Genomic DNA, 12,525 nt, shown 5'->3' with positions numbered 1-12,525 from the left:
CGACGGTCTGCGTTTCGCAATCCGTGAAGGCGGCCGTACCGTTGGCGCGGGCGTTGTTGCTAAAGTTATCGCTTAATTGTAGATAACGGCAGGGTTCGCTCTGCTTGCTGATAAAAAGAGCACTTCGGTGCTCTTTTTTTATGGGCGATATTCAGAAAGCGCAGGGTAAGAAAGGAGACCGCATTTAGATTGAAATAAAAACGATTCTCATTTACAATTTGATCGTTATTTGTACCGGAATAAAATTATGTACGTCTGCCTGTGTAACGCCATCAGCGACAAAACCCTTCGTGAAGTGGTTCGCCGCTACCAGCCCAAATCTATCCAGCAGCTGCGCAAGCTCCTGCCCGTGGGCAAGCAGTGCGGCAAATGCCTGCGCCTGGCGCACGACATCATGAATGAAGAACTGCCGAACGCGCCGCTGTATAAAGAGATTGCCTGATAATCCCCTGCAATTTGTCATGTTTTTTTGACTTCCCGGATTGTGCATCTACGATCTGAATAACCGGAAGCGGAGGAAGCAAGATGAAGGGCGATGCCAAAATCATAAGTCATTTAAACAAACTGCTTGGAAATGAGCTGGTTGCCATCAACCAGTACTTTTTGCACGCGCGGATGTTCAAAAACTGGGGACTGATGCGCCTTAACGATATTGAGTATCACGAGTCGATCGACGAGATGAAACATGCGGATAAGTATATAGAGCGCATTCTTTTTCTCGAGGGCCTACCCAATCTGCAGGATTTGGGGCGGTTACGCATCGGCGAAGACGTTGAGGAGATCCTGCGTTCAGATTTGGCGCTGGAGCTGGAAGGGGCCAGAGATCTGCGCGAGGCTATCTCTTATGCCGACAAGGTTCATGACTACGTCAGTCGCGATATGATGATCGTCATTCTGGAAGATGAAGAGCACCATATCGACTTTCTGGAAACCGAGCTGGAGCTGATTGCGAAAATCGGCGTCCAGAACTATCTACAGTCGCAAATAAAAGTGGAATAGCAGGGCACATGTTGCTGAATAAATATACGCCGCCGAAACAGTAACTTCGGCGGCGCTTTTGTATCTGCCGTGCACTTATCTCTCTTTCATTATCCCCTTCATAAAGCGATTGCGACAAGAAACACCTTGCAAAGCCCGCCCACGTACGTATAATGCGCGGGCCTGTCAGAAATGACGGCCCGGTTCAATCTGAACCGCAGGCGAGCAATTAGCTCCCTGACAATACTCCCAATCGGGGAGTTATGTGCAGACGATTACACTCCCCCATCAATCGTAATGGGTGCGAGTAGTAATTTTTTTCGTTTATAAATAATTGGAGCTCTGGTCTCATGCAGAACCAAAGAATCCGTATCCGTCTTAAAGCGTTTGATCATCGTCTGATCGATCAATCGACCGCAGAAATCGTTGAGACTGCCAAGCGCACTGGTGCGCAGGTTCGTGGTCCAATTCCTCTGCCGACCCGCAAAGAGCGCTTTACCGTTCTGATCTCCCCGCACGTCAACAAAGATGCGCGCGATCAGTATGAAATTCGCACTCACAAGCGTCTGGTTGACATCGTTGAGCCAACTGAAAAAACGGTTGATGCTCTGATGCGTCTGGATCTGGCTGCAGGTGTTGACGTGCAGATCAGCCTGGGTTAATCAGGTCATTGAGCGATTGAGAGGTTGAAACAATGATTGGTTTAGTCGGTAAAAAAGTGGGCATGACCCGCGTCTTCACTGAAGACGGCGTATCTATCCCAGTAACCGTGATCGAAATTGAAGCAAACCGCGTGACTCAGGTTAAGAGCCTGGAAAACGACGGCTACACTGCTATCCAGGTAACTGCCGGTGCTAAAAAAGCAAACCGCGTCACCAAGCCTGAAGCAGGCCATTTTGCTAAAGCTGGCGTAGAAGCTGGCCGTGGTCTGTGGGAATTCCGTACCGCTGAAGGCGACGAATTCACCGTAGGCCAGAGCATTAACGTTGATATTTTCGCTGACGTGAAAAAAGTTGACGTGACTGGCACATCTAAAGGTAAAGGTTTTGCCGGTACTGTTAAGCGCTGGAACTTCCGTACTCAGGATGCTACTCACGGTAACTCCTTGTCTCACCGCGTTCCGGGTTCTATCGGTCAGAACCAGACTCCGGGCAAAGTGTTCAAAGGCAAGAAAATGGCAGGCCAGCTGGGTAATGAGCGCGTAACCGTTCAGAGCCTGGACGTAGTACGTGTTGACGCTGAGCGCAACCTGCTGCTGGTTAAAGGTGCAGTTCCCGGTGCAACCGGTAGCGACCTGATTGTTAAACCAGCTGTGAAGGCGTAAGGGGATAGCAATGGAATTAGTATTGAAAGACGCGCAAAGCGCGCTGACTGTTTCCGAAACTACCTTCGGTCGTGATTTCAACGAAGCGCTGGTACATCAGGTTGTTGTTGCTTATGCAGCAGGTGCCCGTCAAGGTACCCGTGCTCAGAAGACCCGCGCTGAAGTAACTGGTTCCGGTAAAAAGCCGTGGCGCCAGAAAGGTACCGGCCGTGCGCGTGCAGGTTCTGCAAAGAGCCCAATCTGGCGTTCCGGTGGCGTGACCTTCGCTGCGAAGCCTCAGGACCACAGTCAAAAAGTTAACAAAAAGATGTACCGCGGCGCGCTGAAAAGCATCCTGTCCGAGCTGGTACGTCAAGATCGTCTGATCGTTGTCGAGCAGTTCTCTCTGGAAGCGCCTAAAACTAAGCTGCTGGTAGAGAAACTGAAAGACATGGCGCTGGAAGACGTGCTGATCATCACTGGCGAACTGGAAGAGAACCTGTTCCTGGCCGCTCGCAACCTGTACAAGGTTGACGTACGTGATGCAGCTGGTATCGACCCAGTTAGCCTGATCGCCTTCGACAAAGTCGTTATGACTGCTGATGCAGTTAAGCAAGTTGAGGAGATGCTGGCATGATCCGTGAAGAACGTCTGCTGAAAGTACTGCGCTCGCCGCACGTATCTGAAAAAGCGTCTGCTGCGATGGAAAAAACCAACACCATCGTTCTCAAAGTTGCTAAAGACGCGACCAAAGCAGAAATCAAAGCCGCTGTACAGAAGCTTTTCGAAGTGGAAGTGAAGGAAGTTAACACCCTGGTCATGAAAGGGAAAGTTAAACGTTCCGGACAGCGTATTGGCCGTCGTAACGACTGGAAAAAAGCTTACGTCACCCTGAAAGAAGGCCAGAATCTGGACTTCGTCGGCGGCGCTGAGTAAGTCGGAGGAGAAGAACAATGGCAGTTGTTAAATGTAAACCGACATCTCCGGGTCGTCGCCACGTAGTTAAAGTGGTAAACGCGGAGCTGCACAAGGGCAAACCATTTGCCCCGCTGGTAGAAAAAAACAGCAAATCCGGTGGCCGTAACAACAATGGTCGCATCACTACCCGTCATATCGGTGGTGGTCACAAGCAGGCTTACCGTATTGTTGACTTCAAACGCAACAAAGATGGTATCCCGGCTACCGTTGAACGTCTTGAGTACGATCCGAACCGCTCCGCGAACATCGCGCTGGTTCTGTACAAAGACGGCGAGCGCCGTTACATCCTGGCCCCTAAAGGCCTGAAAGCTGGCGACCAGATTCAGTCTGGCGTTGATGCGGCGATCAAAGCGGGTAACACCCTGCCGATGCGCAACATCCCGGTGGGCTCCACCGTACACAACGTAGAAATGAAACCAGGCAAAGGCGGTCAGATTGCCCGTTCAGCCGGTGCTTATGTGCAGATCGTTGCGCGTGAAGGTTCCTACGTTACCCTGCGTCTGCGTTCTGGTGAAATGCGTAAAGTCGAATCCGACTGCCGCGCGACCCTGGGCGAAGTCGGCAACGCTGAGCATATGCTTCGCGTTCTGGGTAAAGCCGGTGCAGCTCGTTGGCGTGGTGTTCGTCCTACCGTTCGCGGTACTGCGATGAACCCAGTCGATCACCCGCACGGTGGTGGTGAAGGTCGTAACTTTGGTAAGCACCCTGTTTCACCTTGGGGCCTGCAGACTAAAGGTAAGAAGACCCGTAGCAACAAGCGTACCGATAAATTTATCGTACGTCGCCGTAGCAAATAATTTTAGAGGATAAGCCATGCCACGTTCTCTCAAGAAAGGTCCTTTTATTGACCTGCACTTGCTGAAGAAGGTAGAGAAAGCGGTGGAAAGCGGAGACAAGAAGCCTTTGCGCACCTGGTCCCGTCGTTCAACGATCTTCCCTAACATGATCGGTTTGACCATCGCTGTCCATAATGGTCGTCAGCACGTTCCTGTCTTTGTTTCCGACGAAATGGTCGGTCACAAACTGGGTGAATTTGCACCGACTCGTACTTATCGCGGTCACACTGCTGATAAGAAAGCCAAGAAACGCTAACAGGAGGAAGAGATGGAAACTATCGCTAAACATCGCCACGCTCGTTCTTCTGCTCAGAAGGTTCGCCTGGTAGCAGATCTTGTCCGCGGTAAGAAAGTGTCGCAGGCTCTGGACATTTTGACCTACACCAACAAGAAAGCGGCTGTACTGGTCAAGAAAGTTCTGGAATCTGCCATTGCTAACGCCGAACACAACGATGGCGCTGACATTGATGATCTGAAAGTCACGAAGATCTTCGTAGACGAAGGCCCAAGCATGAAGCGCATTATGCCTCGTGCAAAAGGTCGTGCAGATCGCATCCTGAAGCGCACCAGCCACATTACTGTGGTTGTGTCCGATCGCTGAGACTCTGGAGACTAGCAATGGGTCAGAAAGTACATCCTAATGGTATTCGCCTGGGTATTGTTAAACCCTGGAACTCTACCTGGTTCGCAAATACCAAAGAATTCGCTGACAACCTGGACAGCGACTTTAAAGTACGTCAGTTCCTGACTAAAGAACTGGCTAAGGCGTCCGTTTCTCGTATCGTTATCGAGCGTCCGGCTAAGAGCATCCGTGTGACCATTCACACCGCTCGTCCTGGCATCGTGATCGGTAAGAAAGGCGAAGACGTAGAAAAACTGCGCAAGGTCGTAGCGGATATCGCTGGCGTTCCTGCACAGATCAATATCGCCGAAGTCCGTAAACCGGAACTGGACGCTAAGCTGGTTGCTGACAGCATCACTTCACAGCTGGAGCGTCGCGTGATGTTCCGTCGTGCGATGAAGCGTGCTGTACAGAACGCAATGCGTCTGGGCGCTAAAGGGATCAAAGTTGAAGTTAGTGGCCGTCTGGGCGGTGCTGAAATCGCGCGTACCGAATGGTACCGTGAAGGCCGCGTGCCGTTGCACACCCTGCGTGCTGACATTGACTACAACACCTCTGAAGCGCACACCACTTACGGTGTAATCGGCGTTAAGGTATGGATCTTCAAAGGCGAGATCCTGGGTGGTATGGCTGCTGTTGAACAACCGGAACCGGCTGCTCAACCTAAAAAGCAGCAGCGTAAAGGCCGTAAGTAAGGAGAGTCGCTGATGTTACAACCAAAGCGTACAAAATTCCGTAAAGTGCACAAAGGCCGCAACCGTGGTCTGGCGCAGGGTACGGATGTTAGCTTCGGTACTTTCGGTCTGAAAGCTGTTGGCCGTGGTCGTCTGACTGCTCGTCAGATCGAAGCAGCACGTCGTGCTATGACCCGTGCAGTTAAGCGTCAAGGTAAAATTTGGATCCGTGTATTCCCGGACAAACCAATTACCGAGAAGCCGCTGGAAGTGCGTATGGGTAAAGGTAAGGGTAACGTTGAGTATTGGGTTGCCCTGATCCAGCCTGGTAAAGTCCTGTATGAAATGGACGGTGTTCCGGAAGAGCTGGCCCGTGAAGCATTCAAGCTGGCAGCAGCAAAACTGCCTATCAAAACCACCTTTGTAACTAAGACGGTGATGTAATGAAAGCAACAGAGCTGCGTGAGAAAAGCGTTGAAGAGCTGAACACTGAGCTGCTTAACCTGCTGCGTGAGCAGTTCAACCTGCGCATGCAGGCAGCATCCGGCCAGCTGCAACAGACTCATCTGTTGAAGCAAGTGCGTCGTGATGTTGCACGCGTTAAGACTTTACTGACTGAGAAGGCGGGTGCGTAATGACCGATAAAATCCGTACTCTGCAAGGTCGTGTGACTAGCGACAAGATGGAGAAATCCATTGTTGTAGCTATCGAACGTTTCGTGAAACACCCAATCTACGGTAAGTTCATTAAGCGTACGACTAAACTGCACGTACATGACGAGAACAATGAATGTGGTATCGGCGACAAGGTTGAAATCCGTGAATGCCGTCCACTGTCCAAGACTAAGTCCTGGACCCTGGTTCGCGTTGTAGAGAAAGCGGTTCTGTAAGAACTTCTTCTCTCTGAAAAACCCCCGCTTGCGGGGGTTTTTTCTTTTCTGCTCCGCCATCTTTTCCTTTCGCAAAACCTTCTCCAATAAAAAGCTCGCCAATCGCGGCAGCTGCCCGGCGATCCCGATCGCGTTTAATTATCTAATACCCCTTAAGGCTGCCGGTTGGATAACAGTATTGCAGCCGCTGCCCGGATGGGATGCTTTTTTATGCCAGCCACGGCAGCATGAGCCTGGGGCAGAGCAGGGAAGGGTTGCCGCCGGAATGGAAGAGGCAGGTTGGATTGGGCATGACGTGTGGCATGCCCGCTGCGTGAAGCTGGATGATGACGACATCAACCTTTTTGTGCGCACCGGCGCGGGCATTGCACGCCGCTCCTGTTCCGGTATGCGGCTTGCTTGCGGTATTGCGCCAGTAAGAACCGTGCCGGGAGCGGTGGCTTACAGCGTAGTTGAGGGCAGAGTCGCGCTCGCGAAAGGCAGATGACCCTGACAGATTCGGGCAAAACCGTTGCGTAGCCTAATACGCTCGCCGCCACGCTTTATCCCTGAGCGGTGAGAATCGCCATAAAAGACGGTCAGAAAACCGTCTTTTTTACCAGCGGTTTTCAGAATTACGCCTTTAAATCCCCATCAAGCTGAAGAAGTGTGCAGATTACGATTGCTACCGGGTGAACAATTCCTTAGAATGTCGCGTTCCTCAATTTAGAGGATCAAATATCGACTCGATATGAGTCGTTTATTTTTTCTACCCATATGCGAGATGCGGTGTTATAATGCTGCGCCCTCAATAATGGGGCTTTTATACGACCTGAATCAGGTCCCGAAGTAGTAGTTGACATTAGCGGAGCACTAAAATGATCCAAGAACAGACTATGCTGAACGTCGCCGACAACTCCGGTGCACGTCGCGTAATGTGTATCAAGGTTCTGGGTGGCTCGCACCGTCGCTACGCAGGCGTAGGCGATATCATCAAAATTACCATCAAGGAAGCAATTCCTCGCGGTAAGGTTAAGAAAGGTGATGTGCTGAAGGCGGTAGTGGTGCGCACCAAGAAGGGTGTTCGTCGCCCGGACGGTTCTGTCATTCGCTTCGATGGTAATGCATGCGTTATTTTAAACAATAACAGCGAGCAGCCTATCGGAACGCGTATTTTTGGGCCGGTAACTCGTGAACTTCGTACTGAAAAGTTCATGAAAATTATCTCTCTGGCACCAGAAGTACTCTAAGGAGCGAAAAATGGCAGCTAAAATCCGTCGCGATGACGAAGTTATCGTGCTGACCGGCAAAGATAAAGGTAAGCGCGGTAAAGTTAAGAATGTCCTGTCTTCTGGCAAGGTCATTGTTGAAGGTATCAACCTGGTGAAGAAACATCAGAAGCCGGTTCCGGCTCTGAACCAACCAGGTGGCATCGTTGAAAAAGAAGCCGCTATTCAGGTTTCCAACGTTGCACTTTACAACACTGCCACCGGCAAGGCTGACCGTGTAGGCTTTAGATTCGAAGACGGCAAAAAAGTCCGTTTCTTCAAATCTAACAGCGAAACTATCAAGTAATTTGGAGTAGTACGATGGCGAAACTGCATGATTACTACAAAGACGAAGTAGTTAAGAAACTCATGACTGAGTTTAACTACAATTCTGTCATGCAAGTCCCTCGGGTCGAGAAGATCACCCTGAACATGGGTGTTGGTGAAGCGATCGCTGACAAGAAACTGCTGGATAACGCAGCAGCTGACCTGGCAGCAATCTCCGGTCAAAAACCGTTTATCACCAAAGCACGCAAATCTGTTGCAGGCTTCAAAATCCGTCAGGGCTATCCGATCGGCTGTAAAGTAACTCTGCGTGGCGAACGCATGTGGGAGTTCTTTGAGCGTCTGATCTCTATTGCTGTACCTCGTATCCGTGACTTCCGTGGCCTGTCCGCTAAGTCATTCGACGGTCGTGGTAACTACAGCATGGGCGTTCGTGAGCAGATCATCTTCCCAGAAATCGACTATGACAAAGTCGATCGCGTTCGTGGTTTGGATATTACCATTACCACTACTGCGAAATCTGACGATGAAGGCCGTGCTCTGCTGGCTGCCTTTGACTTCCCGTTCCGCAAGTAAGGTAGGGTTACTTCATGGCTAAGCAATCGATGAAGGCACGCGAAGTCGTTCGCGTAAAACTGGCTGATAAATACCGCGCTAAACGCGAGGAATTAAAAGCTATCATCTCTAGTGTGAACTCTTCCGACGAAGATCGTTGGAATGCGGTTCTCAAGCTGCAAACTCTGCCGCGTGATTCCAGCCCGTCCCGTCAGCGTAACCGCTGCCGCCAAACTGGCCGTCCACATGGTTATGTGGGCAAATTCGGGTTGAGCCGTATCAAGCTGCGTGAAGCCGCCATGCGCGGTGAAGTGCCTGGCTTGAAAAAGGCTAGCTGGTAATTACCAATTGAATCACGGGAGTAAAGACAGATGAGCATGCAAGATCCGATCGCGGATATGCTGACCCGTATCCGTAACGGTCAGGCCGCGAACAAAGTTGCGGTCACCATGCCTTCCTCCAAGCTGAAAGTGGCAATTGCCAACGTGCTGAAGGAAGAAGGATATATTGAAGAATTTAAAATCGAAGGCGACACCAAGCCAGAACTGGAACTGACTCTTAAGTATTTCCAGGGCAAGGCTGTGGTAGAAAGCATTCAGCGTGTAAGCCGTCCAGGTCTGCGTATCTACAAACGCAAAGACGAACTGCCAAAAGTAATGGCTGGACTGGGTATCGCTGTTGTTTCTACCTCTAAAGGTGTTATGACCGATCGTGCAGCGCGCCAGGCTGGTCTTGGTGGCGAAATTATCTGCTACGTAGCTTAACGGAGGAAAGAATGTCTCGTGTTGCTAAAGCACCTGTCGTCATTCCTGCCGGCGTAGAGGTAAAACTCGACGGTCAGGTTATTTCGATTAAAGGTAAAAACGGCGAGCTGACTCGTACTATCAACGATGCTGTAGAAGTTAAGCATGCTGACAACACTCTGACTTTCGCACCACGCGAAGGTTTTGCAGACGGTTGGGCACAGGCTGGTACTTCTCGCGCACTGCTGAACGGTATGGTTATCGGTGTTACCGAAGGCTTCACTAAGAAGCTGCAGCTGGTTGGTGTAGGTTATCGTGCGGCCGTGAAAGGCAACGCTGTGAGTCTGGCCCTGGGCTTTTCTCACCCTGTTGAACACGCGCTGCCAGCGGGAATCACTGCTGAATGCCCAACTCAAACTGAAATCGTGCTGAAAGGCGCTGATAAGCAGATGATTGGACAGGTTGCAGCCGATCTGCGCGCCTACCGTCGTCCTGAGCCTTATAAAGGCAAGGGTGTTCGTTACGCCGACGAAGTCGTGCGTACCAAAGAGGCTAAGAAGAAGTAAGGTAACACTATGGATAAGAAATCTGCTCGTATCCGTCGTGCGACCCGCGCACGCCGCAAGCTCAAAGAGCTGGGTGCAACTCGCCTGGTGGTACATCGTACCCCGCGTCATATTTACGCACAGGTAATTGCTCCAAACGGTTCTGAAGTTCTGGTTGCTGCTTCTACAGTAGAAAAAGCAATCAGTGAGCAACTGAAGTACACTGGAAACAAAGACGCCGCCGCCGCTGTTGGTAAAGCAGTCGCTGAGCGCGCAATCGAAAAAGGCATCACTGGTGTTTCTTTCGACCGCTCTGGTTTCCAATATCATGGTCGTGTCCAGGCACTGGCAGATGCTGCCCGTGAAGCTGGCCTACAGTTCTAAGGTAGAGGTGTAAGATGGCACACATCGAAAAACAAGCTGGCGAACTGCAGGAAAAGCTGATCGCGGTAAATCGCGTATCGAAAACCGTTAAAGGTGGTCGTATTTTCTCCTTCACTGCACTGACAGTGGTAGGCGACGGTAACGGTCGCATCGGTTTTGGTTACGGTAAAGCGCGTGAAGTTCCAGCAGCGATCCAGAAAGCGATGGAAAAAGCTCGTCGCAATATGATCAATGTCGCGCTGAACAACGGCACCCTGCAGCACCCTGTTAAAGGTGTGCACACAGGTTCTCGTGTGTTCATGCAGCCGGCTTCTGAAGGTACCGGTATCATTGCCGGCGGTGCAATGCGCGCCGTTCTGGAAGTCGCTGGGGTTCATAACGTTCTGGCTAAAGCCTACGGTTCCACTAACCCGATTAACGTGGTTCGTGCAACGCTGGATGGCCTGGCCAACATGAATTCCCCAGAAATGGTCGCTGCCAAGCGTGGCAAATCCGTTGAAGACATTCTGGGGTAATGACCATGGCTAAGACTATTAAAATTACTCAAACCCGCAGTTCGATCGGACGTTTGCCGAAACACAAGGCAACGCTGCTTGGCCTGGGTCTGCGTCGTATTAACCACACCGTAGAGCGTGAAGACACGCCAGCTGTACGCGGCATGGTTAACGCGATTTCCTACATGGTTAAAGTGGAGGAGTAACAGATGCGTTTAAATACTCTGTCTCCGGCCGACGGGTCTAAACACGCTTCCAAGCGTCTGGGTCGTGGTATCGGTTCTGGCCTCGGTAAAACCGGCGGTCGTGGTCACAAAGGTCAGAACTCTCGTTCTGGCGGTGGCGTACGTCGTGGGTTCGAAGGTGGCCAGATGCCTCTGTACCGTCGTCTGCCGAAATTCGGTTTCACCTCTCGCAAATCTATGGTTACGACAGAAGTTCGTCTGTCTGACCTGGCGAAAGTTGAAGGCGGGATCGTCGACCTGAACACGCTGAAAGCGGCCAACATTATCGGTATTCAGATCGAATTCGCTAAGGTTATCCTGTCTGGCGAAGTCTCTGCTCCGGTAACGGTTCGCGGTCTGCGTGTCACTAAAGGCGCTCGTGCTGCAATCGAAGCTGCTGGCGGTAAAATTGAGGAATAAGTAGCAGATGGCTAAGCAACCGGGATTAGATTTTCAAAGTGCCAAAGGTGGTTTTGGCGAACTAAAACGCAGACTTCTGTTTGTGATTGGTGCGCTGATTGTATTCCGCATTGGCTCTTTTATTCCAATCCCTGGTATCGATGCCACTGTACTTGCCAAACTGCTTGAGCAACAGCGTGGCACCATCATTGAAATGTTCAACATGTTCTCTGGTGGTGCTCTGAGCCGTGCTTCTATCTTTGCCCTGGGTATTATGCCGTATATTTCGGCCTCGATTATTATCCAGCTGCTGACCGTGGTTCATCCCGCGCTGGCAGAAATAAAGAAAGAAGGGGAGGCTGGCCGTCGTAAGATTAGCCAGTACACCCGTTACGGCACACTGGTACTGGGCATATTTCAGTCTATCGGTATTGCTACCGGTCTGCCGAATATGCCTGGAATGCAGGGCCTGGTGTTAAATCCAGGCTTTGCCTTCTACTTTACCGCTGTTGTCAGCCTGGTGACCGGGACAATGTTCCTGATGTGGCTGGGTGAACAGATTACTGAGCGGGGTATCGGCAACGGTATCTCCATCATAATCTTCGCTGGTATTGTTGCGGGACTGCCGCCGGCCATTGGCCATACCATCGAGCAAGCGCGGCAAGGCGACCTGCACTTCCTCCTGTTGCTGTTGGTTGCAGTTCTTGTATTTGCAGTGACCTTCTTCGTTGTTTTCGTTGAGCGTGGTCAACGCCGCATTGTGGTGAACTATGCGAAACGTCAGCAAGGCCGTCGTGTCTATGCTGCGCAGAGCACACATTTACCGCTGAAAGTGAATATGGCAGGGGTTATCCCGGCAATCTTTGCTTCCAGCATTATCCTGTTCCCGGCGACCATAGCTTCATGGTTCGGGGGCGGAACCGGTTGGAACTGGCTGACGACTATTTCAATGTATTTGCAGCCTGGTCAACCGCTTTATGTGTTACTCTATGCGACTGCAATCATCTTCTTCTGTTTCTTCTATACGGCGTTGGTTTTCAACCCGCGTGAAACAGCAGATAACCTGAAGAAGTCTGGTGCATTTGTACCAGGAATTCGTCCGGGAGAACAGACGGCGAAGTACATCGATAAAGTAATGACTCGCCTCACGTTAGTGGGTGCGCTTTACATTACTTTCATCTGCCTAATCCCGGAGTTCATGCGTGATGCGATGAAAGTTCCATTCTACTTCGGCGGTACTTCACTGCTGATCGTAGTTGTTGTCATCATGGACTTTATGGCTCAAGTGCAAACTCTGATGATGTCCAGTCAATACGAGTCTGCATTGAAGAAAGCAAACCTGAAGGGCTACGGCCGTTAATTCAGGCGC

25 protein-coding genes and 1 pseudogene are annotated in these 12,525 nt (G+C 51.0%); all 26 read left to right on the top strand.

What is annotated here, in order from left to right; all coding sequences use genetic code 11:
* A pseudogene (locus EGK14_RS20905) lies at positions 1 to 76 on the top strand (elongation factor Tu); the annotation flags it as partial.
* 171 nt (positions 77 to 247) lie between these two features.
* Entirely contained in the window at positions 248 to 442 is a 195-nt protein-coding gene (gene bfd, locus EGK14_RS20900; RefSeq protein ID WP_125290986.1) for a bacterioferritin-associated ferredoxin, read from the top strand.
* 83 nt (positions 443 to 525) lie between these two features.
* Positions 526 to 999 carry a bacterioferritin gene (gene bfr, locus EGK14_RS20895; protein WP_125290985.1) on the top strand — a complete coding sequence of 158 codons (474 nt, stop codon included), beginning with the start codon at positions 526 to 528 and terminating at the stop codon, positions 997 to 999.
* Between the two features lie 329 nt (positions 1,000 to 1,328).
* Positions 1,329 to 1,640: a 30S ribosomal protein S10 gene (gene rpsJ, locus EGK14_RS20890; RefSeq protein ID WP_001181005.1), complete on the top strand. Its 312-nt coding sequence runs from the start codon at positions 1,329 to 1,331 to the stop codon at positions 1,638 to 1,640.
* 32 nt (positions 1,641 to 1,672) lie between these two features.
* A complete protein-coding gene (gene rplC, locus EGK14_RS20885) occupies positions 1,673 to 2,302 on the top strand; it encodes a 50S ribosomal protein L3 (protein ID WP_125290984.1) in 630 nt (209 codons plus the stop codon).
* A gap of 10 nt (positions 2,303 to 2,312) precedes the next feature.
* On the top strand, positions 2,313 to 2,918 hold the full coding sequence (gene rplD / locus EGK14_RS20880; RefSeq protein WP_125290983.1) for a 50S ribosomal protein L4: 606 nt from the start codon (positions 2,313 to 2,315) through the stop codon (positions 2,916 to 2,918).
* Positions 2,915 to 3,217, top strand: a complete 303-nt coding sequence (rplW, locus tag EGK14_RS20875; RefSeq protein WP_125290982.1) for a 50S ribosomal protein L23 — start codon at positions 2,915 to 2,917, stop codon at positions 3,215 to 3,217. Before rplD ends, rplW begins: the two co-directional genes overlap by 4 nt.
* A 17-nt stretch (positions 3,218 to 3,234) precedes the next feature.
* On the top strand, positions 3,235 to 4,056 hold the full coding sequence (rplB, locus tag EGK14_RS20870) for a 50S ribosomal protein L2 (RefSeq protein ID WP_125290981.1): 822 nt from the start codon (positions 3,235 to 3,237) through the stop codon (positions 4,054 to 4,056).
* 16 nt (positions 4,057 to 4,072) lie between these two features.
* Positions 4,073 to 4,351 carry a 30S ribosomal protein S19 gene (rpsS, locus tag EGK14_RS20865; RefSeq protein ID WP_013204132.1) on the top strand — a complete coding sequence of 93 codons (279 nt, stop codon included), beginning with the start codon at positions 4,073 to 4,075 and terminating at the stop codon, positions 4,349 to 4,351.
* Positions 4,352 to 4,363: 12 nt separating this feature from the next.
* The gene (gene rplV / locus EGK14_RS20860; RefSeq protein WP_000447532.1) at positions 4,364 to 4,696 is read left to right on the top strand and encodes a 50S ribosomal protein L22; all 333 of its coding nucleotides are present in this window, start codon (positions 4,364 to 4,366) and stop codon (positions 4,694 to 4,696) included.
* A 17-nt stretch (positions 4,697 to 4,713) separates the two neighbouring features.
* A complete protein-coding gene (gene rpsC / locus EGK14_RS20855) occupies positions 4,714 to 5,412 on the top strand; it encodes a 30S ribosomal protein S3 (RefSeq protein ID WP_002919766.1) in 699 nt (232 codons plus the stop codon).
* A 12-nt stretch (positions 5,413 to 5,424) separates the two neighbouring features.
* Positions 5,425 to 5,835, top strand: a complete 411-nt coding sequence (gene rplP, locus EGK14_RS20850) for a 50S ribosomal protein L16 (protein ID WP_002438716.1) — start codon at positions 5,425 to 5,427, stop codon at positions 5,833 to 5,835.
* On the top strand, positions 5,835 to 6,026 hold the full coding sequence (gene rpmC, locus EGK14_RS20845; protein WP_025902044.1) for a 50S ribosomal protein L29: 192 nt from the start codon (positions 5,835 to 5,837) through the stop codon (positions 6,024 to 6,026). Before rplP ends, rpmC begins: the two co-directional genes overlap by 1 nt.
* Positions 6,026 to 6,280 carry a 30S ribosomal protein S17 gene (rpsQ, locus tag EGK14_RS20840; RefSeq protein WP_024966581.1) on the top strand — a complete coding sequence of 85 codons (255 nt, stop codon included), beginning with the start codon at positions 6,026 to 6,028 and terminating at the stop codon, positions 6,278 to 6,280. Before rpmC ends, rpsQ begins: the two co-directional genes overlap by 1 nt.
* A 265-nt stretch (positions 6,281 to 6,545) precedes the next feature.
* Positions 6,546 to 6,767 (top strand): hypothetical protein, encoded by a 222-nt coding sequence (locus tag EGK14_RS20835; RefSeq protein ID WP_199746512.1) that lies wholly within the window; start codon positions 6,546 to 6,548, stop codon positions 6,765 to 6,767.
* 370 nt (positions 6,768 to 7,137) lie between these two features.
* On the top strand, positions 7,138 to 7,509 hold the full coding sequence (rplN, locus tag EGK14_RS20830; protein ID WP_002919748.1) for a 50S ribosomal protein L14: 372 nt from the start codon (positions 7,138 to 7,140) through the stop codon (positions 7,507 to 7,509).
* A 10-nt stretch (positions 7,510 to 7,519) separates the two neighbouring features.
* Positions 7,520 to 7,834, top strand: coding sequence for a 50S ribosomal protein L24 (gene rplX / locus EGK14_RS20825; RefSeq protein WP_020322770.1), 315 nt, complete (start codon positions 7,520 to 7,522; stop codon positions 7,832 to 7,834).
* 14 nt (positions 7,835 to 7,848) lie between these two features.
* Positions 7,849 to 8,388, top strand: coding sequence for a 50S ribosomal protein L5 (gene rplE, locus EGK14_RS20820; RefSeq protein WP_024966584.1), 540 nt, complete (start codon positions 7,849 to 7,851; stop codon positions 8,386 to 8,388).
* Between the two features lie 14 nt (positions 8,389 to 8,402).
* Entirely contained in the window at positions 8,403 to 8,708 is a 306-nt protein-coding gene (gene rpsN / locus EGK14_RS20815; RefSeq protein ID WP_052902737.1) for a 30S ribosomal protein S14, read from the top strand.
* A 30-nt stretch (positions 8,709 to 8,738) separates the two neighbouring features.
* Positions 8,739 to 9,131 carry a 30S ribosomal protein S8 gene (gene rpsH / locus EGK14_RS20810; RefSeq protein WP_052902739.1) on the top strand — a complete coding sequence of 131 codons (393 nt, stop codon included), beginning with the start codon at positions 8,739 to 8,741 and terminating at the stop codon, positions 9,129 to 9,131.
* Positions 9,132 to 9,142: 11 nt separating this feature from the next.
* The gene (gene rplF / locus EGK14_RS20805; protein ID WP_125290980.1) at positions 9,143 to 9,676 is read left to right on the top strand and encodes a 50S ribosomal protein L6; all 534 of its coding nucleotides are present in this window, start codon (positions 9,143 to 9,145) and stop codon (positions 9,674 to 9,676) included.
* A gap of 9 nt (positions 9,677 to 9,685) precedes the next feature.
* Complete coding sequence (gene rplR / locus EGK14_RS20800; protein WP_004160572.1) at positions 9,686 to 10,039, top strand: 50S ribosomal protein L18; 354 nt, start codon at positions 9,686 to 9,688, stop codon at positions 10,037 to 10,039.
* Between the two features lie 14 nt (positions 10,040 to 10,053).
* Entirely contained in the window at positions 10,054 to 10,554 is a 501-nt protein-coding gene (gene rpsE, locus EGK14_RS20795) for a 30S ribosomal protein S5 (protein WP_004160571.1), read from the top strand.
* Between the two features lie 5 nt (positions 10,555 to 10,559).
* Positions 10,560 to 10,739, top strand: a complete 180-nt coding sequence (gene rpmD / locus EGK14_RS20790) for a 50S ribosomal protein L30 (RefSeq protein WP_004160569.1) — start codon at positions 10,560 to 10,562, stop codon at positions 10,737 to 10,739.
* A 3-nt stretch (positions 10,740 to 10,742) separates the two neighbouring features.
* Positions 10,743 to 11,177: a 50S ribosomal protein L15 gene (gene rplO / locus EGK14_RS20785; RefSeq protein ID WP_125290979.1), complete on the top strand. Its 435-nt coding sequence runs from the start codon at positions 10,743 to 10,745 to the stop codon at positions 11,175 to 11,177.
* 7 nt (positions 11,178 to 11,184) lie between these two features.
* A complete protein-coding gene (gene secY, locus EGK14_RS20780) occupies positions 11,185 to 12,516 on the top strand; it encodes a preprotein translocase subunit SecY (RefSeq protein WP_124233601.1) in 1,332 nt (443 codons plus the stop codon).
* Positions 12,517 to 12,525 lie beyond the last annotated feature (9 nt).

The sequence above is a fragment of the Erwinia sp. 198 genome (assembly GCF_003937915.1).
In the GTDB taxonomy this organism is placed as follows: domain Bacteria; phylum Pseudomonadota; class Gammaproteobacteria; order Enterobacterales; family Enterobacteriaceae; genus Erwinia; species Erwinia aeris.
This window is presented reverse-complemented; position numbering and strand designations above follow the sequence as displayed.

Excerpts from the sequence above, each read along its gene's own strand:
- rplC (WP_125290984.1), top strand. The coding sequence starts at position 1,673 with ATGATTGGTTTAGTCGGTAAAAAAGTGGGCATGACCCGCGTCTTCACT.
- bfr (WP_125290985.1), top strand. The coding sequence starts at position 526 with ATGAAGGGCGATGCCAAAATCATAAGTCATTTAAACAAACTGCTTGGA.
- rplX (WP_020322770.1), top strand. The coding sequence starts at position 7,520 with ATGGCAGCTAAAATCCGTCGCGATGACGAAGTTATCGTGCTGACCGGC.
- rplN (WP_002919748.1), top strand. The coding sequence starts at position 7,138 with ATGATCCAAGAACAGACTATGCTGAACGTCGCCGACAACTCCGGTGCA.
- rpsC (WP_002919766.1), top strand. The coding sequence starts at position 4,714 with ATGGGTCAGAAAGTACATCCTAATGGTATTCGCCTGGGTATTGTTAAA.
- rplD (WP_125290983.1), top strand. The coding sequence starts at position 2,313 with ATGGAATTAGTATTGAAAGACGCGCAAAGCGCGCTGACTGTTTCCGAA.
- rpsQ (WP_024966581.1), top strand. The coding sequence starts at position 6,026 with ATGACCGATAAAATCCGTACTCTGCAAGGTCGTGTGACTAGCGACAAG.
- rpsN (WP_052902737.1), top strand. The coding sequence starts at position 8,403 with ATGGCTAAGCAATCGATGAAGGCACGCGAAGTCGTTCGCGTAAAACTG.
- rplV (WP_000447532.1), top strand. The coding sequence starts at position 4,364 with ATGGAAACTATCGCTAAACATCGCCACGCTCGTTCTTCTGCTCAGAAG.
- rpsS (WP_013204132.1), top strand. The coding sequence starts at position 4,073 with ATGCCACGTTCTCTCAAGAAAGGTCCTTTTATTGACCTGCACTTGCTG.
- rpsE (WP_004160571.1), top strand. The coding sequence starts at position 10,054 with ATGGCACACATCGAAAAACAAGCTGGCGAACTGCAGGAAAAGCTGATC.
- secY (WP_124233601.1), top strand. The coding sequence starts at position 11,185 with ATGGCTAAGCAACCGGGATTAGATTTTCAAAGTGCCAAAGGTGGTTTT.
- rpmC (WP_025902044.1), top strand. The coding sequence starts at position 5,835 with ATGAAAGCAACAGAGCTGCGTGAGAAAAGCGTTGAAGAGCTGAACACT.
- rplE (WP_024966584.1), top strand. The coding sequence starts at position 7,849 with ATGGCGAAACTGCATGATTACTACAAAGACGAAGTAGTTAAGAAACTC.
- rplR (WP_004160572.1), top strand. The coding sequence starts at position 9,686 with ATGGATAAGAAATCTGCTCGTATCCGTCGTGCGACCCGCGCACGCCGC.
- EGK14_RS20835 (WP_199746512.1), top strand. The coding sequence starts at position 6,546 with ATGGAAGAGGCAGGTTGGATTGGGCATGACGTGTGGCATGCCCGCTGC.
- rpsJ (WP_001181005.1), top strand. The coding sequence starts at position 1,329 with ATGCAGAACCAAAGAATCCGTATCCGTCTTAAAGCGTTTGATCATCGT.
- rplP (WP_002438716.1), top strand. The coding sequence starts at position 5,425 with ATGTTACAACCAAAGCGTACAAAATTCCGTAAAGTGCACAAAGGCCGC.
- rplF (WP_125290980.1), top strand. The coding sequence starts at position 9,143 with ATGTCTCGTGTTGCTAAAGCACCTGTCGTCATTCCTGCCGGCGTAGAG.
- bfd (WP_125290986.1), top strand. The coding sequence starts at position 248 with ATGTACGTCTGCCTGTGTAACGCCATCAGCGACAAAACCCTTCGTGAA.
- rplO (WP_125290979.1), top strand. The coding sequence starts at position 10,743 with ATGCGTTTAAATACTCTGTCTCCGGCCGACGGGTCTAAACACGCTTCC.
- rpsH (WP_052902739.1), top strand. The coding sequence starts at position 8,739 with ATGAGCATGCAAGATCCGATCGCGGATATGCTGACCCGTATCCGTAAC.
- rplW (WP_125290982.1), top strand. The coding sequence starts at position 2,915 with ATGATCCGTGAAGAACGTCTGCTGAAAGTACTGCGCTCGCCGCACGTA.
- rpmD (WP_004160569.1), top strand. The coding sequence starts at position 10,560 with ATGGCTAAGACTATTAAAATTACTCAAACCCGCAGTTCGATCGGACGT.
- rplB (WP_125290981.1), top strand. The coding sequence starts at position 3,235 with ATGGCAGTTGTTAAATGTAAACCGACATCTCCGGGTCGTCGCCACGTA.